19 protein-coding genes are annotated in these 23,482 nt (G+C 71.3%); 10 read left to right on the top strand and 9 right to left on the bottom strand.

Going from position 1 to position 23,482, the window contains the following annotated elements; all coding sequences use genetic code 11:
* The first annotated feature begins 813 nt into the window (after window positions 1-813).
* Window positions 814-1,293, top strand: coding sequence for a hypothetical protein (locus FHX81_RS06135; protein WP_141975890.1), 480 nt, complete (start codon window positions 814-816; stop codon window positions 1,291-1,293).
* Window positions 1,294-1,789: 496 nt separating this feature from the next.
* Here FHX81_RS06135 and FHX81_RS06130 read toward each other — a convergent pair whose 3' ends face one another.
* The 3 genes from FHX81_RS06130 to FHX81_RS06120 all read right to left on the bottom strand — a co-directional run bounded on the left by FHX81_RS06130 (window position 1,790) and on the right by FHX81_RS06120 (window position 4,341).
* Complete coding sequence (locus FHX81_RS06130) at window positions 1,790-2,518, bottom strand: DUF6544 family protein (RefSeq protein ID WP_141975888.1); 729 nt, start codon at window positions 2,516-2,518, stop codon at window positions 1,790-1,792.
* A gap of 52 nt (window positions 2,519-2,570) precedes the next feature.
* The gene (locus FHX81_RS06125; RefSeq protein WP_141975886.1) at window positions 2,571-3,281 is read right to left on the bottom strand and encodes a universal stress protein; all 711 of its coding nucleotides are present in this window, start codon (window positions 3,279-3,281) and stop codon (window positions 2,571-2,573) included.
* Window positions 3,282-3,360: 79 nt separating this feature from the next.
* On the bottom strand, window positions 3,361-4,341 hold the full coding sequence (locus tag FHX81_RS06120; protein ID WP_141975884.1) for an Acg family FMN-binding oxidoreductase: 981 nt from the start codon (window positions 4,339-4,341) through the stop codon (window positions 3,361-3,363).
* 281 nt (window positions 4,342-4,622) lie between these two features.
* Here FHX81_RS06120 and FHX81_RS06115 point away from each other — a divergent pair, with 281 nt between their 5' ends.
* On the top strand, window positions 4,623-6,311 hold the full coding sequence (locus FHX81_RS06115; protein WP_141975882.1) for a sensor histidine kinase: 1,689 nt from the start codon (window positions 4,623-4,625) through the stop codon (window positions 6,309-6,311).
* A 13-nt stretch (window positions 6,312-6,324) separates the two neighbouring features.
* Here FHX81_RS06115 and FHX81_RS06110 read toward each other — a convergent pair whose 3' ends face one another.
* On the bottom strand, window positions 6,325-6,981 hold the full coding sequence (locus tag FHX81_RS06110; protein WP_141975880.1) for a response regulator: 657 nt from the start codon (window positions 6,979-6,981) through the stop codon (window positions 6,325-6,327).
* Between the two features lie 830 nt (window positions 6,982-7,811).
* On the opposite strand from FHX81_RS06110, the gene FHX81_RS06105 reads away from it, so the two are divergent.
* The 3 genes from FHX81_RS06105 to FHX81_RS06095 are packed head-to-tail and all read left to right on the top strand — an operon-like array spanning window position 7,812 to window position 11,259.
* Window positions 7,812-8,300: a universal stress protein gene (locus tag FHX81_RS06105; RefSeq protein ID WP_141975878.1), complete on the top strand. Its 489-nt coding sequence runs from the start codon at window positions 7,812-7,814 to the stop codon at window positions 8,298-8,300.
* Window positions 8,297-10,906 carry a bifunctional acetate--CoA ligase family protein/GNAT family N-acetyltransferase gene (locus FHX81_RS06100; RefSeq protein WP_141975876.1) on the top strand — a complete coding sequence of 870 codons (2,610 nt, stop codon included), beginning with the start codon at window positions 8,297-8,299 and terminating at the stop codon, window positions 10,904-10,906. Before FHX81_RS06105 ends, FHX81_RS06100 begins: the two co-directional genes overlap by 4 nt.
* A gap of 59 nt (window positions 10,907-10,965) precedes the next feature.
* Window positions 10,966-11,259, top strand: coding sequence for an OsmC family protein (locus tag FHX81_RS06095; protein ID WP_141975874.1), 294 nt, complete (start codon window positions 10,966-10,968; stop codon window positions 11,257-11,259).
* Between the two features lie 504 nt (window positions 11,260-11,763).
* Here the strand turns inward: FHX81_RS06095 and FHX81_RS06085 are convergent.
* On the bottom strand, window positions 11,764-12,060 hold the full coding sequence (locus FHX81_RS06085) for an HPF/RaiA family ribosome-associated protein (protein ID WP_141975872.1): 297 nt from the start codon (window positions 12,058-12,060) through the stop codon (window positions 11,764-11,766).
* Window positions 12,061-12,381: 321 nt separating this feature from the next.
* Between FHX81_RS06085 and FHX81_RS06080 the strand changes: the two genes are divergently transcribed.
* Window positions 12,382-13,062, top strand: coding sequence for a CBS domain-containing protein (locus tag FHX81_RS06080; RefSeq protein WP_141975870.1), 681 nt, complete (start codon window positions 12,382-12,384; stop codon window positions 13,060-13,062).
* Between the two features lie 261 nt (window positions 13,063-13,323).
* Here FHX81_RS06080 and FHX81_RS06075 read toward each other — a convergent pair whose 3' ends face one another.
* On the bottom strand, window positions 13,324-13,764 hold the full coding sequence (locus tag FHX81_RS06075) for a hypothetical protein (protein ID WP_141975868.1): 441 nt from the start codon (window positions 13,762-13,764) through the stop codon (window positions 13,324-13,326).
* 159 nt (window positions 13,765-13,923) lie between these two features.
* Here FHX81_RS06075 and FHX81_RS06070 point away from each other — a divergent pair, with 159 nt between their 5' ends.
* The 4 genes from FHX81_RS06070 to FHX81_RS06055 are packed head-to-tail and all read left to right on the top strand — an operon-like array spanning window position 13,924 to window position 19,336.
* Window positions 13,924-16,281, top strand: a complete 2,358-nt coding sequence (locus FHX81_RS06070) for a phosphoketolase family protein (protein ID WP_141975866.1) — start codon at window positions 13,924-13,926, stop codon at window positions 16,279-16,281.
* Window positions 16,281-17,354, top strand: coding sequence for an acetate/propionate family kinase (locus FHX81_RS06065; RefSeq protein ID WP_141975864.1), 1,074 nt, complete (start codon window positions 16,281-16,283; stop codon window positions 17,352-17,354). The genes FHX81_RS06070 and FHX81_RS06065 overlap by 1 nt, the downstream gene beginning before the upstream one ends.
* Before the next feature lie 42 nt (window positions 17,355-17,396).
* Window positions 17,397-17,732: an ArsR/SmtB family transcription factor gene (locus tag FHX81_RS06060; RefSeq protein WP_141983766.1), complete on the top strand. Its 336-nt coding sequence runs from the start codon at window positions 17,397-17,399 to the stop codon at window positions 17,730-17,732.
* Complete coding sequence (locus FHX81_RS06055; RefSeq protein ID WP_141975862.1) at window positions 17,729-19,336, top strand: SulP family inorganic anion transporter; 1,608 nt, start codon at window positions 17,729-17,731, stop codon at window positions 19,334-19,336. Before FHX81_RS06060 ends, FHX81_RS06055 begins: the two co-directional genes overlap by 4 nt.
* An 11-nt stretch (window positions 19,337-19,347) precedes the next feature.
* Here FHX81_RS06055 and pflA read toward each other — a convergent pair whose 3' ends face one another.
* The 3 genes from pflA to FHX81_RS06040 are packed head-to-tail and all read right to left on the bottom strand — an operon-like array spanning window position 19,348 to window position 23,353.
* On the bottom strand, window positions 19,348-20,073 hold the full coding sequence (gene pflA, locus FHX81_RS06050) for a pyruvate formate-lyase-activating protein (protein ID WP_141975860.1): 726 nt from the start codon (window positions 20,071-20,073) through the stop codon (window positions 19,348-19,350).
* On the bottom strand, window positions 20,073-22,319 hold the full coding sequence (gene pflB / locus FHX81_RS06045) for a formate C-acetyltransferase (RefSeq protein WP_141975858.1): 2,247 nt from the start codon (window positions 22,317-22,319) through the stop codon (window positions 20,073-20,075). Before pflB ends, pflA begins: the two co-directional genes overlap by 1 nt.
* Window positions 22,316-23,353, bottom strand: a complete 1,038-nt coding sequence (locus FHX81_RS06040; protein ID WP_141975856.1) for a zinc-dependent alcohol dehydrogenase family protein — start codon at window positions 23,351-23,353, stop codon at window positions 22,316-22,318. Before FHX81_RS06040 ends, pflB begins: the two co-directional genes overlap by 4 nt.
* Window positions 23,354-23,482 lie beyond the last annotated feature (129 nt).

Below are 23,482 nucleotides of genomic sequence, written 5' to 3'. Positions count from 1 at the left end.
CCGCATGGCGGAGGGCGATCAGGCACGGTCGCAGCCGAAGTCGGCGAGCCGCTGGGCGCGTGCTCGCCGGCTGTGCTCGAAGCGGGCCGAGCGGTCGCCCCGCCAGTGCGCGAGCGCCCGCTGTGCCGATCGTGTTCCCGACCTGGACCCGGACCGCACGAGCGGATCGGCTCGGATCGAGGGTGGCCAGGCTGAGGCTGTGCGGGACGCCCAGAGCCTCCTGCGCTTCGTCGACAGCCACCCGGTCGTCGAGCCGGGCGGCGAGGGGGCCGGGACCGCGTCAGCCGTGAGGACGACAACCCCGTCGGTGTGCTCGATGGCACCGGACAGGTGGCGGCGATCGTCGCCGGTGCCCGTCAGGATGTTCCCCGGGGCCGGGCACGACTTGGGCGAGGTTCTTGCCGCGATCGGCGAGCCGATCACGGTACCCGGCGACGGTGAGCGGGGTTCGTCGGCGATGAACGCCGCGTCCTGCGTCAGCGCCGGCGGCGACCGACCGGGTCGGTGGCCGGCGCCCACCACTGAGCGACTTCCTCGGTGGGGGGAGCCCGTTTTGCTTGCTTCGGGTTCGTCACCACTTCGGCGGTCGTACTCGCGCGACGACCGACGACAATCGATTCGGTGGGGGACCGGTGGAGCGCGCGACGAGATGAAGGGGACGGTGACGGGTTCCGTCGTCCAGGCGGGTGTCATCCATCGGATGGTCCGGCCGGGCGCCCGATTTCGTCGGCAGGGATGCCGAGGTGGCGGCTCTGGATTCCCTGCTTGATGCGATGGGCACGAGTGCTGTGCGCGTCGTAAGGGGGTGGCGGGGTGGGGGAGACGACGTTGGCGGTGTGGTGGGCGCACAAGGTGCAGGAGGGCTTCCCGGACGGCACGTTGTTGGTGAACCTGCGTGGCCACGATCGGGAACAGCCCTTGAACCCGTCGTCGGTGCTCGTGTCGTTCCTGCAAGCGCTTGGGATCCCCGGTGCGCGCATCCCGACCGACCTCGACGCCCAGGTCGGCCTGTACCGGTCATCTCTCGTGGGGCGGCGGGTGCTGGTCGTGCTGGACAACGCCGGCAGCGCTGAGCAGGTCCGGCCCTTGCTGCCCGGTGCGGCGGGGTGCGTCACGCTCGTGACCAGCAGGCGGGCGTTGACGGGCTTGGCCGTCAGCGACGGGGCGAGGCCGTTGTCGCCGCGGTTGTTCAGCCGCGGGGACGCGGAGCGGCTGTTGCGCGCTGTCATCGGTGATCATCGCGTCGACGGGGAACCGGAAGCGGTCGCACGCCTGGTGGACCTGTGCGCGTGATCACCCCTCGCGTAGCGCGTCGCCGCCAGTCGGGTGGCCGCACGAGGCCGCAGGCGGATCGCCGACCTGGTGGAGGAGGTTGACGGTGACCGGCTCGACTCGCTGAGCGACACCGGAGACGACCGCAGCGCCGTGCGCGCCGTGTTCGACTGGTCGTCCACCCGGCTGCCCCGGACCTCGCGCCGCTGTTTTGTTGACTGCGACACTGGCGATCCTGATCAATATGATTCTTGAATACCGATCCTGGTCTATTTTGCGCATTCGCATTGAATGAGACTTCGAGTAAGGCCATGTTTCACGTGGCGATACGGACACTGTGCTGCAGTGCCGTGTCGACGGGCGGTCGTTGTCGCCCCGCCGGTGTCGTGGCGCACCGACTCATCGTCGTCACCGCCGCCCACTCGGCCACGATCGACGCGTCCGGTTTCATGAGGGCAGGTCACCCAAGCTGCCGGTCGATGATCGAGCCCTACGCCCGGGTGTGAGGGCGCCGTGGTCAGCCCGCCGGGTGGTAGGTGATGTCGGCGTTGGTGAAGTCGAACTGGGCGTAGGTGAAGGGGCCTTCGGGCAGGTGCCAGACGGCGCAGGCCCGGCGGGGGCGCATGCGGTCGGCTACGAGGATCCAGCCGTCGACGGGGGTCGTCCAGCGCGTCCTGGTCAGGCCGGTGGGCAGGTCGGCCCAGCGGTCGTCGGTGGTGACCTCGCGGGGTGCGCCGCGGTGGTCGGTGGTGACGCGGGCGGTGACCTGGAGGTCCTGGTCGGTCAGGGTGACGTCGAAGGTGCGGTCATCGACGGCGGTCCAGCTGAGAGGCAGGTCGAGCAGCGTGGACGGGGCGAGCAGGAGCGCGTCGTCGAGGTAGGTGACGAGTTCGGCCCGGTCCATCTCGGGGCCGGTGGCGTCGGCGACCGTGAACGTGCCGAGTGCAGTGGCGTGGAGGTGGCCGTGCCCGTGGTCGTAGGTGTCCGTGGCGTGGACCGGGAGCACGTGCGCGAGGTTGAGGTGCAGGTGGTAGTCGCGGCTGATGTCGGGTGCGGTGTTGCGCTGCTCGATGCGGCACGCCGTCCAGTGGTCGGTGGGCTTGCGGCGGAACCAGCCGTGGGCGTGCAGCTCGAACCCGCTGTCGCGCGGGCGGCCGAGGACGCCGGTGAAGCGCAGGTAGCGTTGGGCGGCCTCAGGCAGGTGGGCGATGTCGTGCTCGGTGACGACGGTTGCGGTGCGGGTCATGGTGCGCCTCCGGTGGGCGGGTGATCGCGGTGGGAAGGGTGGGGAGCGAGGCCTACCCGGCTCGTTGGATGCCTGCCGTCCGGAGTTCCGGGCCGTGGTGGGCCTCGGTGGGGACCTGGTGCGCCACGAGTACCGGGCTGTGAGCGTGGTAGAGCGGGGCTCGGGTCACGGGGCCCCGGTCGGCCAGGACGAACAGGTCGGTGTCGGCGTAGCGGGCCACCGCCTCGTGCGGGTGCATCCGGGCCAGCACCGAGGTGTGCCGGATGTCATGCAGCACGCGATCGGCCTTGGTCACGGGGAGTCCCGGCTGGTCTGCCCGCACGGGCAGGTCCGGGGCGGCGTGCAGCACGCGCAGCGCCGCGCCCTTGCGCTCGGCGAGGTCGACGGCGCGGTGCAGTACCAGTGCGTCCCGCTCGTCACCGGTGATCAGAGCGGTGACGCGGCGGTGCCCGCCCCGCAATGCCTCGGGGGTGCCGCGGACCACGATGACGTCGCACGCGGCGTGCCGGACCAGCGGCAGGACCAGCCGGCCGAGGCCGAACGAGTTCCCGTCGGCACCCCGGTGGCCGACCACCAGGGCCTCGGCGCGGGCGCTGACCAGCAGGAGGTCGTGCAGCTGGTCTTCGGTGGGCGGCTGCTTCTCCAGTGGCGCGTCCAGCAGGGCGGCGTGCGCGGAGGCCCAGCGCACCGCCGCCTCGCCCCAGGGCGAGCCGTCGTCGAGCACGACTACCGGGTGAGCGGCGGGTTGCGTGTCGCGGTCCATGCGTCCACTGTCGTCCGTGGGGGAGGACGGGAGCAGAGGCGACGGTGCTTCCCATGCCGGGACGAAAGTCCCGGCTCGATCAGGACCGGGTCGCAGCGGGGGCCAGCAGCAGGTCGGTGACGTCGCGGCGCGGACTGGGTGGCACGGGTGAGCCGAACCCGACGCGCAGCACGGCCTGCGGCACGACCATGCCGCCGAGCGAGCGGCGCAGGTCGTGGCGCACCTGCGGGACTTCGATCGCCTGGGACATGAACGACGCCGACAAACCCAGTGTCGTCCCGGTCAGCAGCACTCGTTGCAGCGCCTGACCGGCCTGCAGTTCGCCCAGCGGCCCTTCCTGGAACGAGCACAGCACGACGACCAGAGGGTCGGACTCGTAGTCCTTGCCCGGTGGACGTTCGGCGGCGTGGAAGTCGCGCAGCGCCCACTCGTCCTGAGGCGCGGGGCGCACGCCCCCGGAGGCGGGCGGCACGCCGTCGGTCGTGCGCGGACCGGTCCACGAGGCCAGCTCGGCGCGCACGCGAGGGTCCTGGGACTGGATGCGGTGAGCCCGGGTGACCAGGTTCCGCAGACGGGCGCGTTCGTCGCGGTCGACGACGGCGTGCAGCCAGGAGCGCTCGAGCTGGGCGGCCCGCACCAGCGCGTACCGGTGCGCGGCGGGCACGGGCACGTCGTGGAACGGCTTGCGGTTGGACCGCCGCTTCGGCACGGCTCCGACCAGCACCCGGGCTTCTTCGTCGGCGTCACGGTGCCCGCCCCACCGGACCACGGCCAGCGCACCGGGGGCGTCGGTTCCCGGCAGCAGGGTGACCAGCGGCCGGATGCCGCGTGCCCGTAGCGCGAGCCGGAGGTTGAACAGCGCCGCGCCGCACGACAGCCGCAGTTCGCGCCCTTCCGGGTCGGTCGCCGGGAGCGCTCGATCGGGGTCCGCGTGCAGTTCGATGCGGTCGTGGGCGACCCGGAAGCGCCACGGTTGGGTGTTGTGCAGCGACGGTGCCAAGGCCGCCGTGCGCAGCACGCCGGCCACCTCGTCCGGCGTCAACCCGAACACCCCGTCCATCACGTCCACCTCGAACCACGTCTCCCGAACACGTCGACCTTCTCCACCCACTGTCCGGTCAGAGCGGTGGGGAGCACACGGCCGAAGGTCACCAATCGACAGGGACGTCCACGAGGACGACCGAGCGCTGACCGACCTGCCTGCGGGCAGGTCACCGGCCGTGGTCCGCCCGAGTGCGGATCAGTCGAGCGGCGTGACGGCAGGCACGGCACAAGGCGCGCGCACAGCCGCAGGCCATGCGCCTCTTGGCCATCACCTCCGATCCGTGAAACCGTGTGCTCATGGTTGATCCGGACCGTGAACAGCCGCACCGCCTGCTGGGCGGCCTGCGCTTGGACGAGTTGTTGGACGAGGTGCGGGAGCGGTTGACCGAGATCGGGTCGACCAGGGACAAGATGCAGGGCCTGCTGGACGCGGTGCTCGCGGTCGGCGCCGGGTTGGAGCTGGATTCGACGTTGCAGCGGATCGTGCAGGCCGCGGTGGAGTTGGTCGGGGCGCGGTACGGCGCGTTGGGTGTGCTGGGCACGCAGGAGAACTTGTCGGAGTTCGTGTACGTCGGTATCGATCCGGAGACGCGCTCGCGCATGGGGCACCTGCCGGAGGGGAAGGGCCTGCTGGGGTTGTTGATCAAGGATCCGCGGGTGATCCGGTTGCACGACCTGTCCGAGCATCCCGCGTCGGTGGGTTTTCCGGCCAATCACCCGCCGATGCACAGCTTCCTGGGTGTTCCGGTGCGGGTGCGGGATGAGGTGTTCGGCAACCTCTACATGACCGAGAAGATCGACAGTGCGGATTTCACCCCTGATGACGAGGTGGTGCTGACCGCGTTGGCCGCCGCCGCGGGGGTGGCGATCGAGAACGCGCGGTTGTTCGAGCGGTCCCGGATGCGGGAGCGCTGGTTGGAGGCCACCGCGGAGGTCAACACCGAGCTGTTGGGCGGTGCCCTGGTCGATGACGCGTTGCGGTTGATCGCGCAGCGGACGCGGGAGTTGTCGGTGGCGTCGATGTCGCTGATCGTGCTGGTCCAGGACGGGGCGAGGCAGCGGCTGCGGATGGCGGCAGGTGCCGGTGACCAGGTCGAGGGGCTCGTCGGGGGGCCGTTCCCGGGCACCGGTGTGTTCGTGGAGCAGGTGCTGGAGTCGGCCGCGCCGATGCTGATCGAGGACCTGGAGGGCATGCTGGGGGAGGCGGCCACCGGCGTCGGTCCCGGTGTGGCGGTGCCGTTGCGGACGGGATCGACCGTGACCGGGGTGTTGTTGGTGGCGCGGGAGAAGGGTGGGGCGCGGTTCGGGGCGGAGCAGGTGCCGTTGTTGGCGTCGTTCGCCGATCAGGCGGCGGTGGCGTTGGAGTTCGCGGAGAACCAGCGGGCGCGCAGGTTGGTGGACGTGTTGGAGGACCGGGACCGGATCGCCCGTGACCTGCACGATCACGTGATCCAGCGGTTGTTCGCCACCGGGATGAGTCTGCAGGGCGCGTTGGGCGCGATCCGCGATCCGCGGGTGCGGGAGCGGGTGCAGAAGGCCGTGGTGCAGCTGGACGAGACGGTGCTGGAGATCCGCACCTCGATCTTCGACCTCCAGGCGAGCGACGACGCGCCGGGTCTGCGTCGACGGTTGTTGGACCTGGTGTCGGAGTTGACCGAGGACGTGCCGGTGACGCCGACGGTGCGGATGAGTGGGACGGTGGACAACTCGGTGCCCGAGGACGTCGCCGAGCACGCCGAGGCAGTGGTGCGCGAGGCCGTGAGCAACGTCGTGCGCCACGCCCGCGCGAGCGGGTTCGTCCTCACCGTCGAGGCGAGCGACACCCTGACCATCACCGTGGTGGACGACGGTGTGGGCATGCCCCCGCAGGTGGCCCGCAGCGGCCTGCGCAACCTCGAACAGCGCGCCGTCGAACTCGGCGGCACGTGCACAGCCGCCGCCGAACCCGCCGGCGGCACCCGCCTGACCTGGCAGGTCCCGCTCTAGCGGCGCGCCGCGGCTATTCCTCGTCGGAGGGCGCGCTGGGTTTGCGCAACTTGGTGGCGAGGACGGCGGCCTGGGTGCGGCGTTCGAGGCCGAGTTTGGCCAGCAGGTGTGAGACGTAGTTCTTGACGGTTTTCTCGGCGAGGAACATCTTCTCGGCGATCTGTCGGTTGGTCAGGCCCTCGCCGATGTGGTCGAACACGGTGCGTTCCTGTTCGGTGAGGGTGCGCACCGGGTCGCCTTGTTCGCGTTCGCGGCGGATGCGGCCCAGCAGGGCGGCGGTGGAGCGGGCGTCGAGCAGGGATTCGCCGGCGGCGACCTTGCGGACGGCGTTCTGCAGGTCGTTGCCGAGGATGCGCTTGAGGACGAATCCGGATGCTCCGGCCATGATGGCGTCGAAGAGGGCTTCGTCGTCGGTGAACGAGGTGAGCATCAGGCACTTGAGCTCGGGCAGCTGCGACCGCAGCTCGCGGCACAGCTCGATGCCGTTGCCGTCGGGGAGTCGCACGTCCAGCACGGCGACGTCCGCGCCGCTGCCGGGCACCCGGGCCAGCGCCTCGGCCACCGACCCCGCCTCGCCGACGACCTGCAAGCTGTCGTCGCTGTTCAACAGCTCCCGGACACCGACCCGGACCACCTCGTGGTCATCCACCAGAAACACGCGCGCCACCACTGTCGAATCCCTTCCCCTCCACTTGTCTCCAGGCTCGCCCGAATCAATGATCCGGCACAGGGTCCAAAGACCCTGCCGCGACGCGCCCAGGGCCCTGTGCGGACGCTGGAGTTCTCCCCACCGATCCCGATACCGGGACCAGCCCGCGCGCCGAGGGGAACGGTCTCCGGATTCACAGCTGCAGGTCCTGATCGACAGGGACCAACGACCGCGTCGCCGGGCCGGAAGGCTGCCCGGCGTCAGTGGTGGACGAGGTGCGCATGAGGACTGACGACGACCTCACAGGCTCGGGACGGCGCGTCCCGATCGCGGACGGTGATTGTCGCGACGACGGCGGAAGCCGCGCCCGCTCGGTGCCAGCGGATCCGAACCCGGAGAGGAACCTGTGATGAGTGCCCCGAACCGAGAGTCCGACGGGCTCCGCGGAGACGACCCGACCTTCGCCCAAGCGTTGTTCGCTCACTGCTGCGAAGACGCTGGGACGCCTGCCGCCCAGGCCGTGACACAACACCTCGGCCTGCCGGCCCGCGCCTACTGGCTGGACCCGACGGTCCCGAACACCGGCGATGGCTGCACGCTGCGGCGTGCGCGCCCGCACACGCGGTCATGGAAGGTACGGCAGTGTCGACCTCGTGGGAGCCGAGGCCAAGGTCGACACCACCGACGGAGACGGCCGATCAGTCCTGATCAGGGCGACGGGTGCCGCGACTGTTCACGTCGTGCCGCACTCCGGCGGTTCAGGGCCGAAGGTCCCGGCCCACGGGTGACCGCCGTACCTGACCTACGCGTCCGCCGACCGAGAGGCTGGGAGGAGCACCCGAGGAGGAGCGATGGACGACAGGATCGTGGTGGGCGTGGACGGATCGCCCTCCAGCCGGACCGCGCTGCGGTGGGCGGTCGAGGAAGCGAAGCTGCGTGGCGCCGTGGTCGAGGCCGTCCTGGCCTGGCACGTGGACTACAGCATGGTCATCGGGGCGATGTCCGCCGCCGTCGCCGCCGGGATGGACCAGGAGCGGCTGCGCCAGGACAACAAGGCGCTGCTGGACGGGATCCTCGGCGAGGCCGGGGGCGATGTCCGCGCGGTCCTGGCCGAGGGTGATGCCCGCGACGTGCTGGTGCGCGCCTCGCGGGACGCGGCGCTGCTGGTGGTCGGCAGCAGGGGAGCGGGCCCGATCCGCGAGGTGCTGCTGGGTTCGGTCAGCTCCTACTGCGTGCACCACGCGCACTGCCCGGTCGTCGTCATCCGCGAACCCGAGCCCGAGGCCCCGTCCGCGCCGGTGGAGCACAAGCCGGTCATCACCCCGGGACCGCTGCTGTGACCACTTCTTCGAACGTCGACCGCGCGCTGCTGGCGGACGGGTCCGTCGTGGCGCTGCGCGAGCTGGGCCCGGCTGACGCCGAGGCCCTGCTCGCGCTGCACCTCGGTCTTCCGCCGGATGACCGTTACCTGCGGTTCTTCAGCGCCGCGCCGCGTCACCTGGACGAGTTCGTCGCCCGGTTGACCTCCCCGGAAGAGCCGCTGCACGTCGTGATCGGCGCGTTCGCCTCCGATGCGCTGGTCGGCGCCGCCAGCTACGTCCCGCTCGACGACGACACCGCCGAGGTGGCGCTCGTGGTCGCGCACGACCGCCAGTCCCACGGCGTCGGCACACTACTGCTGGAGCACCTGGTCTCACTGGCCCGACGGCGGGGCGTGCGGCGGTTCCGCGCCGACGTGCTCACCGTGAACTCCAAGATGCTGCGCGTCTTCGCGGACCTCGGCCTGGTGTGGACCTCCACGGCTGACAACGGCGAGGTGCGCATCGACCTCGGCCTCGACTCGGGTGAGCGCTACCTGGAGGCGGTCGCCGACCGCGAGCAGGCCGCCGACGTGGCCAGCCTGCGCGCGGTGCTCAAGCCGACCTCCGTCGTGGTGGTGGGCGCGGGGCGCAAGCGGTCTTCGGTGGGCAACGCCGTGCTGCACAACCTGGTCTCCGGTGGCTACACGGGGGCGGTGTACGCGGTGAACCCGCACACCGACCAGGTGCTGGGTGTCGCCTCCTACCGGTCGGTCGCCGATGTGCCGCAGGCGCCGGACCTGGCGGTGGTGTGCGTCCCGGCCGAGGCGGTGCCGCAGGTCGCCGAGGACTGCGGTCGACGCGGGGTGAAGGCCCTGGTCGTGGTCACCTCCGGGGTGGCCCCGGATCGACTGTTGGACGTCGTGCGCCGGTACGGCATGCGCCTGGTCGGCCCCAACTGCGTCGGTGCGTCCGCCACCGACCCCGGTGTGCGGATGAACGCCACCTTCATGGACGGCCGCCTCGCCGCGGGCGAGGTTGGTGTGGTCACCCAGTCCGGTGGGGTGGCGATCGCCGTGGTCGAACGACTGCGCGCGCTCGGCCTGGGCACCACGGAGCTGGTGTCGACCGGCGACAAGTACGACGTGAGCGGCAACGACCTGCTGCTGTGGTGGGAGCGCGACGAGGCCACGAAGGCGGTGGCGCTGTACCTGGAGTCGTTCGGCAACCCGCGCAAGTTCTCGCGCCTGGCGCGGCGGGTCGCGCGGCGCAAGCCGGTGCTGGCCGTGCGTGCGGCGAGCAGCGAGGCCGGTCAGCGCGCCGCGGCCTCGCACACCGCCTCCACCGCCACCCCGGCCGTCACCCGTGACGCGCTGTTCCGGCAGGCGGGGGTGACCGCGGTGGACGGCGTCGGTGAACTGGTGGAAGTGCTGGCCGCGCTGCACGCCACACCGCTGCCCGCGGGCGATCGGGTGGCCGTGCTGTCCAACGCGGGCGGTCTGGGCGTTCTCGCCGCCGACGCGTGCGTCCACCGCGGACTGGCCGTCGCCGAGCTGGGCCCGGACACCGCGGAGGCGTTGCGGGCCCTGCTGCCCGGCACCGCCAGCGCGCACAACCCGGTTGACACCACGGCCGCCGTGGACGAGCGCACGTTCGGCCGTTGCCTGGACGTGGTCGCGGCCGACCCGGGCGTGGACGCGGTCATCGCCGTCACCGTCCCTACCGCGGTCGGCGACCCGGCAGGCGGGGTGCACCGCACCGCCAAGCCCGTGCTGGCGGTGCGGGCCGACCAGGACGAGGCGGTGTCGCTGACATCGGACGGCATCGCCCGCTACGCCGACCCGGCGAGTGCCGCAGCCGTGCTGGCCGCATTGGTCCAGCGCGGCCGGTGGCTGCGCCGCGCCGAACCGGAGCTCGCCGAGCTGCCCGGCGTCGACCTGGCCGAGGCGCGCGCGGTCATCGCGGGTCAGCAGGGGTGGCTGTCACCCGACCGGGTGGTTCGGCTGCTCGCGGCGTTCGGGCTGCCCGTGCTGGGAGGTGTGGTGGTGCGGGACGTCGAGTCGGCGGTGGCCGCCCAGCGCTCCTTCGACGTGCCCGTGGCGCTCAAGGCGGTGGCCGAAGACCTGCTGCACAAGAGCTCGGGCGGCGGCGTGCTGCTCGACCTCGCCGGCGACGACGCCGTGACCTACGGCTTCGAGTCCCTGCGCGACCGGTTCGGCGATCGGTTGACCGGCGTGTTCGTCCAGCCGATGGCCCGGCGCGGGCGCGAGCTGCTCGTCGGTGTGGTCACCGATCCGCAGTTCGGGCCGCTCGTGGTCACCGGGCTCGGGGGTGTCGACACCGACCTGCTCGACGACCGCGCCGCCGCCCTCGCCCCACTGGCCGAGGCCGACCTGGACGACCTGCTGCACGGCTTCCGCGCCGCGCCGAAGGTGTTCCGGGACCACGACGAGACGGCCGTTCGCGACGTGCTGCGCCGCGTGTCGCACCTGGCCGAGTCGCTGCCGGAGGTCGCCGAGCTGGACCTCAACCCCCTGGTCCTCGTCGACGACCGCGTGATCGCGGTGGACGCGCGCGTGCGCGTGGCGCCTGCCGAACCGGTGGACCCGTTCCTGCGCAAGCTGCGCGACGCGAGGAGGACGCCGTGAGCACCGCCACGAGGACCGCGCAGGTCTCGGTCACCTACCTGGCCGGCGAGGAGCACGTGGTGGCGCTGCGCGACCACCTGGTGCCCACCGATCGGCCACAGCTCGACGGTGGTGCCGACGTCGGGCCCGGTCCGGTCGAACTCCTGGTCGGATCGATGGCGGCGTGCACCGCCACCACACCGGTGAGCCGGACACGAACGCAAAGGCCGCACGGTGAGGTCCGCGACGTGATGACCGGGGACGTGGCCACCGTGACACCCGAGAAGCCTGTCTGCCACGCGCGCGACCTGCCGGCGCGACACCTTCACGGTGCGGCCGGTGGACTCGGTCAGACCTGCGTCGAACATGCGTGACGCCTGCTCTCCGACGATGTCGCGGGACACGACCTGGGCGGTGGTGTAGCGCGGGATTCCCATGAGCCTGGCCGAGGCAGCCGACCAGGGCGGGGATGACCGGGTCGTCGACCGCGCCCGCCACGGGTCCTTGTGCGGACCGTCCAACGCGGACTGTAGCCGTGGGTCCTCGTCCACCGCGGGCGCGATGCAGTTCGTCGTGCAAGAGGCGTTGGACACCATGTGGTGCCCTTCCAGGTCGTAGGCCTCTCTTCGCTGACGCCCATCACGATGGTGGCGTCGACGTCCTTGCCCGGCGCGGTGTCCCGGTGCACCCTGCCGAACTACGGCCCGTACGTCGAGTCGTAGGCCGGCAGGTGCGCCAGTGTCTCCGGCGTGGTCAGGTCGTTGACCGCACGGTTTCCAGGTCGGCGTCGGCGCGGTCGGACGCGGCGCGCAGCACGTCTCGCCCGATCCGCCCGAAACCGTTGATGCCGACTCGGACAGCCCTGCTCGTCCTCCGTCTCAGCGACCCATGTCGGCGAGTTGGTGCTGCAACCGGTCGTGGAGCAGGTCCACCGCTTCCTGGTAGGTCGTGGCGGCGGCCTCGGCGTTCACCGGTTTCCCGTTCACGTCCAACGACGCGTGCGCGACGATCGACCGCGGTCCGTCGGTGCGCAAGCGGACGTGGGCGAACTGGACGTCCGCGGGCGCGTACTTGGCGACCGCCGCGACCTTCGCGCGGGCGTACTCGGTGGCATCGGCGGGGACGCCGGTGCCCAGGTCGGTGCGGATGTTGAGGATCTCGTGCACGTTGCTCATGCCTTCAGCCTGGTCGTTGGCCTGTTCGGGTGACAGGGACCGAAGATCCCGTCGGACCGGGTCCTCGGACCCCACCGCCGACGGTGACACCGCTTCCGTCGCAGGGGCCAAGGTCCCGACGGGCCCAGGACGTTCGGGACGACCAAGGACTCTGTGCCTCCGCACCCCCTCGGACGAGGCTGGAGGTACCGGATCAGCCGAGCAGGTCGAACGGTGGAGATCGGGCCCGTTGTGCGGTTGGCGCGCAACGAGGTCGGGCGCCTCTGCCTCCGACTCGGAGTCCCATCCCGACCCGGTCCGCTCTGAAGACGGGAGAGAGCCATGCGTGAACCCACTGTCTCCTCGCTGATGACAGGCGAGGTGGTCAGCGTCCGCGCCGGCACGTCGTTCAAGGAACTCGCCGCCACCTTGACCGCGGGCGCGTTCAGCGCCGTGCCGGTCGTGGACGACGAGGGTCACCCGGTCGGTGTGGTCTCGGAAGCCGACCTGTTGCCCAAGGAGGAGTACCGGGGCGGCACCGAAGTGGCGCCGCCGCCGTTCGCCAAGCCCGAGACGAGGAAGCGCTGGCGTCAGGCGCACGGCACGACCGCGGCCGAGGTGATGACGGGCCCGGTCATCACCGCCGGTCCCGACGAACCCGCGAGCTCCGCCGCGCACCAGTTGACCGCGGCGGGCGTGCGCAGGCTGTTCGTCGTCGACGGCGAAGGCCGGTTGATCGGCGTGCTCTCCCGCCGGGACCTGCTGCGCGTCTTCCTGCGCACCGACACCGAGCTGCGGCGGGAGATCACGCAGGAGGTCATGAGGCGCACACTGTGGCTGGAGCCCACTGCGGTCGAGGTGCAGGTGGCGGACGGCGTGGTCACGTTGCGGGGCCACATCGAGCGCCGCAGTGAGGTCGACATCGCCGTCCGGCTGACCAGGGCGCTGCCCGGTGTCGTGGATGTCGTGAGCGAGTTGACCCACACCTGGGACGACACCGAGACCGGTCACCGGACCGGGTGACGACGTGCTGGATGAAGCGGGGGTCACCACAGGTGGTCCCACCTCGGTCGAGGCCGTCTGCCGGCTGGGCGCCGACGGGCACGACATGCTGTCCTCCGGTCGGCTTCGAGGTCGCCGTGCCGGCCCCGTCCCTGTCCTCGCCGCCGTTGCCGCAACTGCCAGGCGGCCGCAGTGGTGATCCCGGGCGACTCGATGGCCGACGCGGGTGTCGAATCGATGAGGCTCGGTGTGCTCTCGTCTCCTTCAGTCATCTTCCTGGACTCAAGCGTCCCGTCGCGGGCGTCGTGTGGAAGCGGGCGAAGGTCCTCGTCGCACCGGGACGTCCGACGCGTTTCGCCCCCGCCGTCCGGCGGCGTAGACCACGAGCCCCGCGATCACCGAAGCAGGCTGCATCCAGCTGAAGGTGCGGATCACCGCCACCTGCACGACGATCCAGCCGACGAGCACGAGACCCGCGGCCATCGACGCGACGCTCCAGCGCTGGTCGCGGCGCAGCGCCAGTAGCACCGCGGTGGCCATCGGCACACCGACCACCGCCAGCAGTGAGATCCCGGCGACCGCAGCGCTGTGCCAGGGGAATAGGCCCGTGATGGTCGGGCCCATGTCGATGCCGCCTCCCAGCAAGCCGAAGCTCCCGGCCATCGCGTTGAGCGCGACGAACCCGGCGACGAGGACCGTCGTGACGCGAGGTGTCCCGTCCATGCGCCGACCGTGCGCCTTGCGGTGCGCGGGCCGACAGCGCCACAAGTCACCGGATGAAGGCCGAAGGACCCTGTCAGGTCGAGGGCCGCGTGCCCTGAGGCGGAATCGGTTCCGAAGGCAGGCTGGTGTCAGCACCCCGACACAGGAGGAGAACGCGAGATGTCGCAGTCCGGACCCCTCAACCTCGACCTGGTTGACGCCTACTGGCGGGCCGCCAACTACCTCTCGGCAGGGCAGATCTACCTGCTCGACAACCCCCTGCTGACCGAGCCGCTGACCCCGGAGCACATCAAGCCCCGTCTGCTGGGCCACTGGGGCACCACGCCGGGTCTGAACTTCCTCTACGCCCACCTCAACCGAGTGATCAACGACCGCTCCCGGGACGTGCTGTTCGTGACCGGTCCGGGTCACGGTGGTCCGGCGCTGCTGGCCAACACCTGGTTGGAGGGCTCCTACACCGACACGCACCCGAACGTGCCGCGTGACGGCGAGGGGATGCGCACGTTGTTCCGCCAGTTCTCGTTCCCCGGCGGCGTGCCCAGTCACGTCGCCCCGGAGGTGCCGGGCTCGATCCACGAGGGCGGTGAGCTGGGCTACTCGCTGGCGCACGCGTTCGGCGCGGCGTTCGACAACCCCGACCTGGTGGTGGCCTGCGTCGTGGGTGACGGCGAGGCGGAGACCGGGCCGCTGGCGGCGAGCTGGCACGGCACGAAGTTCCTGGACCCGGCGCACGACGGCGCGGTGCTGCCGATCCTGCACCTCAACGGCTACAAGATCGCCAATCCGACGATCCTGGCGCGTATCCCGCACGAGGAGCTGGACGCGATGCTGCGCGGTCACGGCTACGCGCCCTACTACGTCGAGGGCGACGATCCGGCGGTGCTGCACCCCCGCATGGCGCAGGTCTTCGACGAGGTGTTCGACGAGATCGGCCGCATCCAGGAGGCGGCCCGCGCCGGGGACACCGAGCGCCCGCGGTGGCCGATGATCGTGCTGCGCACGCCGAAGGGCTGGACCGGACCGGCCGAGGTGGACGGCGTGCCGGTGGAGGGCACGTGGCGGTCCCACCAGGTGCCGCTGGCCGGTGTCCGGGACAACCCCGAGCACCTGGTGTTGCTGGAGCGGTGGCTGCGCTCCTATCGGCCGGAGGAGCTGTTCGACGCCGACGGCAGCCCGAAGCCCGAGCTGCTGACCCTCGCGCCGCGCGGCGAGTCGCGCATGGGCGCCATCCCGCACGCCAACGGCGGTCTGCTGCTGCGTGACCTGCGGATGCCCGGCACCGCGCCGTACTCGGTGGAGGTGACCAAGCACGGCACCACCACCTCCGAGCCGACCCGTGCTCTGGGCCGCATGCTGCGCGACATCATGACCCTCAACGCGGATGAGAAGAACTTCCGCGTGTTCGGCCCCGACGAGACCGCCTCCAACCGGCTCGACGCGGTGTTCGAGGTGACGGCGAAGCAGTGGTTGGCCGAGAAGCTGCCCACCGACGAGCACCTGGAGGCCAACGGCCGGGTGGTGGAGGTGCTGTCCGAGCACCTGTGCCAGGGCTTCCTGGAGGGCTACCTGTTGACGGGGCGGCACGGCCTGTTCAACTGCTACGAGGCGTTCACCCACATCGTGGACTCGATGTTCAACCAGCACGCCAAGTGGCTCAAGACCCACCGCGAGATCGACTGGCGGCGCCCGGTCGCGTCGCTGAACTACCTGCTGTCCTCGCACGTGTGGCGCCAGGACCACAACGGCTTCTCCCACCAGGACCCCGGCTTCATCGACCACGTGATGAACAAGAAGGCCGAGGTCGTCCGCGTCTACCTGCCCGCGGACACCAACACGCTGCTGTCGGTGGCCGACCACTGCCTGCGCAGCCGCGACTACGTCAACGTCATCGTCTCCGGCAAGAACTTCACGCCCGACTGGCTCAGCCCGGAGGAAGCGGCGCTGCACTGCGCTCGCGGCGCGGGCATCTGGGAGTGGGCGGGCACGGACGACGGCCTGACCGAACCCGACGTGGTGCTCGCCTGCGCCGGTGACGCCCCGACCCTGGAGATCATGGCGGCTACCGCGTTGCTGCGCGAGCACCTGCCCGAGCTGAAGGTGCGCGTGGTCAACGTGGTCGACCTGATGCGCCTGCAGCCCGAGACCGAGCACCCGCACGGCATGCCCGACCGCGAGTTCGACGCCCTGTTCACCCCGGACAAGCCGGTGCTGTTCGCCTACCACGGCTACCCGTGGCTGATCCACCGCTTGACCTACCGCCGCACCAACCACCACAACATCCACGTCCGCGGCTACAAGGAGGAGGGCACCACCACCACGCCGTTCGACATGCTGGTGCTCAACGACATGGACCGCTACCGGCTCGTCATCGACGTCATCGACCGCGTGCCGGGCCTCGGTCCCAAGGCCGCCGGCCTGCGCCAGCACATGCAGGACCAGCGCACCCGCCACCACGCCCACATCCGCGAGCACGGCGAGGACCTGCCCGAGATCCGCGACTGGACCTGGCCCTGCTGATGAACGTGCTCGTGGTCAACGCGGGCTCATCGAGCCTGAAGCTGAGCGTGCTGGGCGAGGACGACACCGTCCTCGCCCAGCACCACGTCGAGCGGTGGGACGGCACACCCGACCTCGACCCGGCCCTGCCGCTCGTGCACGCCGTGGGCCACCGCGTCGTCCAAGGCGGCACCCGGTTCACCGCCCCGACCGTCATCACCCCCGACGTCCGCCGCGGGATCGAGGACCTGACCGACCTGGCCCCGCTGCACCAGCCCAGGGCACTGGCCGGCATCGACGCCGCGCAAGCGCTGTTCCCCGACGTGCCGCACGTGGCGTGCTTCGACACCGCGTTCCACCGCACCCTGCCCGCCGCCGCGGCCACCTACCCGCTGCCCGCCGCCTGGCGGGAGCGCTGGGACCTGCGCCGCTACGGCTTCCACGGCCTCTCGCACGCCTACGCCTCCCGCCGCGCGGTCGAACTGGCCGGCGGCGGCTCCCGCGTCGTGACCTGCCACCTCGGCGCGGGCTGCTCGCTGGCCGCCGTCCACGACGGCCGCTCGGTCGACACCACGATGGGCTTCACCCCGCTGGCCGGCCTGCCGATGGCCACCCGCAGCGGCGACCTCGACCCCGGCCTGGTGCTGCACCTGCTCGACCACCTCACCGCCGACGAGCTCGCCGACGGCCTCGCGCACCACTCCGGGCTGGTGGGGCTGGCCGGTCACGCCGACCTGCGCGACGTGCACGCCGCCGCGGCCCGGGGTGATGCGAACGCACGTCTGGCCCTCGACGTCTTCACCCACCGCCTGCGCCAGGGCATCGCCACCATGGCCGCGTCGATGGGTGGACTGGACCTGCTGGTCTTCACCGGTGGCATCGGTGAGCACGACGCCGACGTGCGCGCCCGGGTGGTGGAGGGCCTGTCCTTCCTGGGTCTCACCCTCGATCGGGAGGCCAACGCCGCGGCTTCGGACGATGCCGGGATCGGCGCGAAGACGTCCCGGACGCCGGTCTGGGTGGTCACCGCCCGCGAGGACGTCGAGGTCGCGGCCGGTACGCGGGCCGCGTTGGCCACCGGTGCCATGTTGTAGAGTTGAAGAAGTTTGCAACTCTACAACTCGCCGGAGGTCGCCGTGCCCCTTCCGCTGCACCAGGCCAAGGCCGAGTTCTTCCGCATGTTGGGGCACCCGGTGCGCATCAGGGTGCTCGAGCTGCTCCAGGACGGTCCCAAGCCGGTGCGCGACCTGCTGGCCGACATCGGGATCGAGGCGTCCAGCCTCTCGGCCCAGCTTGCGGTGCTGCGCCGCTCGGGGATCGTCACGGCGACCCGGGACGGCACAACCGTGGTGTACGCGCTGACCAGCGACGACGTGGCCGAGTTGCTGCGCGTCGCGCGCAAGGTCCTCGCCGGTCTGCTGGCCGGCCAGAACGAGTTGCTGGAGATGTTGCGCGAGGAGGAGCGGGCGTGACGACGTTCCTGCCGGCCAGGGCCGACTGGTCGGGTGCGACGCGCCGGGACCTCGTGGCCGGGGTGACGGTGGCGATCGTGGCCCTGCCGCTCGCCCTCGGGTTCGGGGTCGCCTCCGGGCTCGGCGCGGCGTCCGGCCTCGTCACGGCCGTGGTGGCGGGCGCGCTGGCGGCGGTGTTCGGCGGCTCCAGCCTCCAGGTGTCCGGTCCCACGGGCGCGATGACGGTGGTGCTGGTGCCGATCGTCGCGCGCTACGGCGTGGACGGCGTGCTCACCGTCGGTCTGTTGGCCGGGATCCTGCTGGTACTGCTCGCGGTCGCCCGCGCGGGCCGCTACATGCGGTACGTGCCCGTGCCGGTGGTGGAGGGTTTCACGATCGGCATCGCGGCGGTGATCGCGTTGCAGCAGGTGCCCGCGGCCCTGGGGGTGTCCACGCCCGGCGAGGACCACGTGGTGCTCGCCGCCGTCGAGGCGTTCGCGGACTTCGTCGCGGCACCGCGCTGGGAGGCCGTCGCCCTGGCCGCCGGGGTCGCCTTGGTGATGCTGATCGGCGCCCGGTGGCGTCCCGGCGTGCCCTTCTCGCTGCCCGCGGTCGTCGTGGCGACCGTCGTCGCGCAGTGGGCGGCGCTGCCCGTGGTGACGATCGGGGCGCTGCCGAGAGCGCTGCCCGCGCCGTCGCTCGGGTTCCTCGACCTCGGCGCGTTGTGGTCGCTGCTGCCGTCGGCGGTGGCGGTGGCGGCGCTCGCCGCGCTGGAGAGCCTGCTGTCGGCGGCCGTCGCGGACGGGATGAGCGTGAACCAGCGGCACGACCCGGATCGCGAGTTGTTCGGTCAGGGCCTGGCCAACCTGGTCGCGCCGCTGTTCGGCGGTGTGCCCGCCACGGCGGCCATCGCGCGCACGGCGGTCAACGTCCGCTCGGGCGCGACCTCCCGGCTCGCGGCCCTCACCCACGCCGTGGTGCTCCTGCTGATCGTCCTGGTCGCCGCGCCGTGGGTGGCCGGTGTCCCGCTCGCGGTGCTCGCCGGCGTGCTGCTGGCCACGGCCGTCCGGATGGTCGAGGTCGGCTCGGTGCGCGCCCTGGCCCGGGCCGGCCGCACCGATGCCGCCGTGCTCGCGCTGACCGCCGTGGCGACGCTCGCGCTGGACCTCGTCACCGCCGTCATCGTCGGCCTCGTGCTCGCCGGCGTGTTCGCCCTGCGGGCCGTGTCACGCACAGCGCGGCTGGAGGAGGTGCCGCTGGAACCGGGCGACTACCGCGAGGAAGAGCAGGCCCTGCTGGCCCAGCACATCGTCGCCTACCGGCTGGACGGCCCGCTGCTGTTCGCCGCCGCGCACCGGTTCCTGCTGGAGCTGACCGAGGTCGCGCCCGTCGCGGTGGTGATCCTGCGGATGTCGCGGCTGTCGGCCGTCGACGCCACCGGCGTGCAGGTGCTGCGCGACGCCGTGCGCCGCCTGGAACACCGCGGCATCACCGTCCTGGTCTCCGGCGTGCGCGACGAACACCGGCGTGCTTTGGACACGCTGGACCTGCGCCTGTTCGACCACACGCCCGACGCCATCGACCACGCCCGCTCCCTGCTGCGGGAACGGGACCTCCTGCCCTGACCTGCTCCCGGTCACGCCCGCAGACCGTGCGCCAGGAACTGACCCCGAACCCGTTCGACCAGCTTCGCGTCGGGGGTCGGGGTGTCGGCCAAGGCGAAGGGCAGCCCGATGGCCTCGTACTTCGGTGCGCCCATCTTGTGGAACGGCAGCACGTCCACGCGTTCGACCGGTGGCAGGGTGGCGACGAACGAGGCGATGCCCTCCACGTTGTCCGGCGCGTCGGTCTGTCCTGGCACCAGGACGAACCTGATCCACATCGGCTTGCCCAGGTCCGACAGGCGGCGGGCGAACCGCAGGGTCGGGGCGACCTCGCCGCCGGTGACGTGCCGGTAGGTGGCCGGGTCCCAGGACTTGATGTCCAGCAGCACCAGGTCGGTGGCGGCGAGCAGTCGGTCGGTGGCGCGGTGGCCGAGGAACCCGGAGGTGTCCAGGGCGGTGTGCAGGCCCATGCCCTTCACCGCGTGCAGCAGCTCGGCGGTGAACTCCGGTTGCAGCAGCGGTTCGCCGCCGCTGATGGTCACGCCACCACCGGCGATCTCGATGAACCGGCGGTACTCCTCGATCTCGACCATGACGTCGTCCACGCTGACGCGTCGCCCGTACCGCGTGAACCGCGTCTCGGGGTTGTGGCAGTACAGGCAGCGCAGCGGGCACCCTGCGGTGAACACCACGAACCGGGTGCCGGGGCCGTCCACGGCCGTGGCGAGGTCCCAGGAGTGGACGGCCCCGGTGGTCATCACAGTCCTCCGTGGAACGTGCGGTTGACCACGTCGCGCTGCTGTTCGGGTGTCAGGCGCACGAAGTTGACGGCGTAGCCGGACACGCGGATGGTCAGCTGCGGGTACTTGTCCGGGTGTGCCATGGCGTCGAGCAGGACCTCCCGGTTGAGCACGTTGGCGTTGAGGTGGAAGCCACCGGCGTCGGTGTAGGCGTCGAGCACGCCGACGAGGTTGATCACCCGCTCCTCGGTGTCGCGGCCCAGCCCGTTCGGCGTGATGCCGGCGGTGAGCGAGATGCCGTCGAGCGCGGCGTCGTAGGGCAGCTTGGCCACCGACAGCGCCGCCGCGACCAGACCGTGCCGGTCCCGGCCGTTCATCGGGTTGGCGCCGGGCGCGAACGGCTCGCCCGCGCGCCTGCCGTCCGGCGTGTTGCCGGTGTGACGGCCGTAGACGACGTTGGACGTGATGGTGAGTACCGATTGGGTGTGCACGGCGTCGCGGTAGGCGGGGTAGCGGCGCACGAGCGCCATGAAGTCCTCGACCAATCCCACCGCGATGGTGTCGGCGCGGTCGTCGTTGTTGCCGTAGCGGGGGAAGTCGCCCTCCACCGCGAAGTCGACGGCCAGGCCGGTGTCGTCGCGGAGGACGCGCACCTTCGCGTGCTTGATCGCCGAGAGGCTGTCCGTGACGACCGACAGGCCCGCGATGCCGCAGCCGAGCAGCCGTTGGGCGGGGTGGTCGTGCAGGGCCATCTCGATGCGTTCGTAGGCGTACTTGTCGTGCATGTAGTGGATGATGTTCAGCGCGTCCACGTAGGTGCGGGCCAGCCAGTCGAGCATCCGGTCGAACGCCGCGCGCACCTCGTCGTAGTCCAGGTACTCGCCGGTGATCCGGGGTTGGTGCGGGGCGACCTGTTCGCCGGTCATCTCGTCGCGGCCGCCGTTGATCGCGTAGAGCAGCGCCTTGGCCAGGTTGACCCGTGCGCCGAAGAACTGCATCTGCTTGCCGACCCTCATGGCCGACACGCAGCAGGCGATCGCGGTGTCGTCGCCGAAGCGGGGCCGGATCAGCTCGTCGTTCTCGTACTGGATCGAGCTGGTGTCCACCGACACCTTCGCGCAGAACCGCTTGAAGCCCTCCGGCAGCGCGGGCGACCACAGCACGGTCAGGTTCGGCTCCGGCGCCGGCCCCAGGTTGTAGAGGGTCTGCAGGAACCGGAAGCTCGTCCTGGTCACGAGTGGGCGACCGTCCTCGCCGATGCCGCCGATGCTCTCGGTGACCCAGGTCGGGTCGCCGGAGAACAGTTCGTCGTAGGCGGGGGTGCGCAGGAACCGCACGATCCGCAGCTTGATCACCAGGTCGTCGATCAGCTCCTGCGCCCGCGACTCGGTCAACAGTCCGGCGTCAAGGTCGCGCTGGAGGTAGACGTCCAGGAACGTCGAGGTGCGGCCCAGTGACATCGCCGCGCCGTTCTGTTCCTTCACCGCCGCCAGGTAGGCGTAGTAGAGCCACTGGACGGCCTCGCGGGCGGTGGTGGCGGGTCGGGAGATGTCGTCGCCGTAGGACCGCGCCATCTGCTTGAGCTCGTCCAGGGCGCGGATCTGCTCGGCGAGCTCCTCGCGGTCGCGGATGATGTCCTCTGTGGACGGCATGGTGTCGATCGCGGCCCGCTCGGCCCGCTTGGCGTCGATCAGCCGGTCCACGCCGTACAGCGCGACCCGCCGGTAGTCGCCGATGATCCGCCCCCGCCCGTAGGAGTCGGGCAGACCGGTGATCACCCCGGCGCGGCGGGCGCGCTTGATCTCGTCGGTGTAGGCGTCGAACACACCGTCGTTGTGCGTCTTGCGGTACTTGGTGAAGATGTCCCGCACAGCCGGTTCCAGCTCGTAGCCGTAAGCCTCCAGACCGGCCTCCACCATGCGCAGGCCGCCGTTGGGCATGATGGCCCGCTTGAGCGGTGCGTCGGTCTGCAACCCGACGATCAACTCCTGCGCCCGGTCGAGGTAGCCGGGGCGGTGGGAGGTGATGGTGGACGGGGTGTGCACGTCCACGTCCAGGATGCCGCGCCTGCGCTCCTCGGCGAACAGGCCGGACAGGTCCCGCCACAGTGCCGCGGTCCGCTCGGTCGGCCCGGTCAGGAACGCGTCATCCCCCTCGTAAGGGGTGTAGTTGGCCTGGATGAACCCGCGCACGTCGATGTCGTGCCGCCAGTCCACGCCGCGGAACCCGGTCCACGCGTCCAGCCGTTCTTCCACGGCGGTCATCGGGTCAGCACCACCTTCAGCGCGCCGGTCTCGCCGGCCCGCGCGAACACGTCGTAGGCGAGGTCCATCTCGTCCAGCGCGAAGTGGTGCGTGGCGAACCGGTCGGCGTCCAGCCGCCCGCCAGCCAGCATCGTGAGCAGGGTCGGCGTGGTGACCGTGTCGACCAGGCCGGTGGTGATGGTGACGTTGCGGATCCACAGCTGCTCCAGGTGCAGCGTGGCCGGCTTGCCGTGCACGCCGACGTTCGCGACCCGACCACCGGGGCGGATCAGCCGCGCGCACAGCTCGAAGGTCTCCGGCACGCCCACCGCCTCGATCGCCAGGTCCGCGCCCAGCCCGCCGGTCAGCTCGAGCACGACCCGCTCGACGTCGTCGGCCGCGTTCACCGTGACGTCCGCGCCGAACTGCTTGGCCGCCTCCAGCCGCGACTCGGCCAGGTCCACCGCCACGACGTGCGCGGGGCTGTAGAGGCGCGCGGTCTCGATCGCCGCCAGGCCGATCGGCCCGGCACCCACGACGACCACCGTCTGACCGGGCTGGACCTTTCCGGCGAGCACGCCGACCTCGAACGCGGTGGGCAGGATGTCCGACAGCATGACCGCCGCGGCGTCGGTGACACCGTCGGGCAGCAGGTAGGTCGAGGTGTCCGCGAACGGCACCCGCACGTACTCAGCGTGCGTGCCGTTCACGGTGTGGCCCAGGACCCAACCGCCACCGCCGAGGCACTGCCCGTAGACACCGGTCCGGCAGTACGAGCACCGACCGCACGTGCTGATGCACGACAGCAGCACCCGGTCGCCCGGCTTGATCCCGGTGACCGCCGCACCGACCCGCTCGACCACACCGACACCCTCGTGGCCCAGGATCCGACCGGGCTCCACCTCGGGCACGTCGCCCTTGAGGATGTGCAGGTCCGTGCCGCAGATCGTGGCGGCGGTGATCCGCACGATCGCGTCGGTCGGGTCGACCGGCTCCGGGTCCGGCACGTCCTCCCAGGCCCTGCGGCCGGGACCGTGATAAACGAGCGCCTTCATGGCTTCCTCCTCGAATTCCGTCCACTTCGAGCGTCCACCTGGGCCGGTCCGCGGGGCAGGGTCCGAGGTCCCGGGTGGGCAGGGCTGTTGGCCGCTGACGACCGGACCGCGGGTGGAGGAGCGTGGTGG

Origin of the sequence: Saccharothrix saharensis, from assembly GCF_006716745.1 — a bacterium.
GTDB classification, from domain to species: Bacteria; Actinomycetota; Actinomycetes; order Mycobacteriales; family Pseudonocardiaceae; genus Actinosynnema; species Actinosynnema saharense.
Note: the sequence above shows the minus strand (reverse complement) of the source record. Positions and strands in the feature narration are given on the sequence as shown.

Bases quoted from the DNA above. Each gene is read 5' to 3' on its own strand.
- FHX81_RS06130 (WP_141975888.1), bottom strand. From the start codon at position 2,518: ATGACCCGCACCGCAACCGTCGTCACCGAGCACGACATCGCCCACCTG.
- FHX81_RS06125 (WP_141975886.1), bottom strand. From the start codon at position 3,281: ATGGACCGCGACACGCAACCCGCCGCTCACCCGGTAGTCGTGCTCGAC.
- FHX81_RS06120 (WP_141975884.1), bottom strand. From the start codon at position 4,341: ATGGACGGGGTGTTCGGGTTGACGCCGGACGAGGTGGCCGGCGTGCTG.
- FHX81_RS06115 (WP_141975882.1), top strand. From the start codon at position 4,623: ATGGTTGATCCGGACCGTGAACAGCCGCACCGCCTGCTGGGCGGCCTG.
- FHX81_RS06105 (WP_141975878.1), top strand. From the start codon at position 7,812: ATGGACGACAGGATCGTGGTGGGCGTGGACGGATCGCCCTCCAGCCGG.
- FHX81_RS06085 (WP_141975872.1), bottom strand. From the start codon at position 12,060: ATGAGCAACGTGCACGAGATCCTCAACATCCGCACCGACCTGGGCACC.
- FHX81_RS06080 (WP_141975870.1), top strand. From the start codon at position 12,382: ATGCGTGAACCCACTGTCTCCTCGCTGATGACAGGCGAGGTGGTCAGC.
- FHX81_RS06075 (WP_141975868.1), bottom strand. From the start codon at position 13,764: ATGGACGGGACACCTCGCGTCACGACGGTCCTCGTCGCCGGGTTCGTC.
- FHX81_RS06070 (WP_141975866.1), top strand. From the start codon at position 13,924: ATGTCGCAGTCCGGACCCCTCAACCTCGACCTGGTTGACGCCTACTGG.
- FHX81_RS06065 (WP_141975864.1), top strand. From the start codon at position 16,281: ATGAACGTGCTCGTGGTCAACGCGGGCTCATCGAGCCTGAAGCTGAGC.
- pflA (WP_141975860.1), bottom strand. From the start codon at position 20,073: ATGACCACCGGGGCCGTCCACTCCTGGGACCTCGCCACGGCCGTGGAC.
- pflB (WP_141975858.1), bottom strand. From the start codon at position 22,319: ATGACCGCCGTGGAAGAACGGCTGGACGCGTGGACCGGGTTCCGCGGC.
- FHX81_RS06040 (WP_141975856.1), bottom strand. From the start codon at position 23,353: ATGAAGGCGCTCGTTTATCACGGTCCCGGCCGCAGGGCCTGGGAGGAC.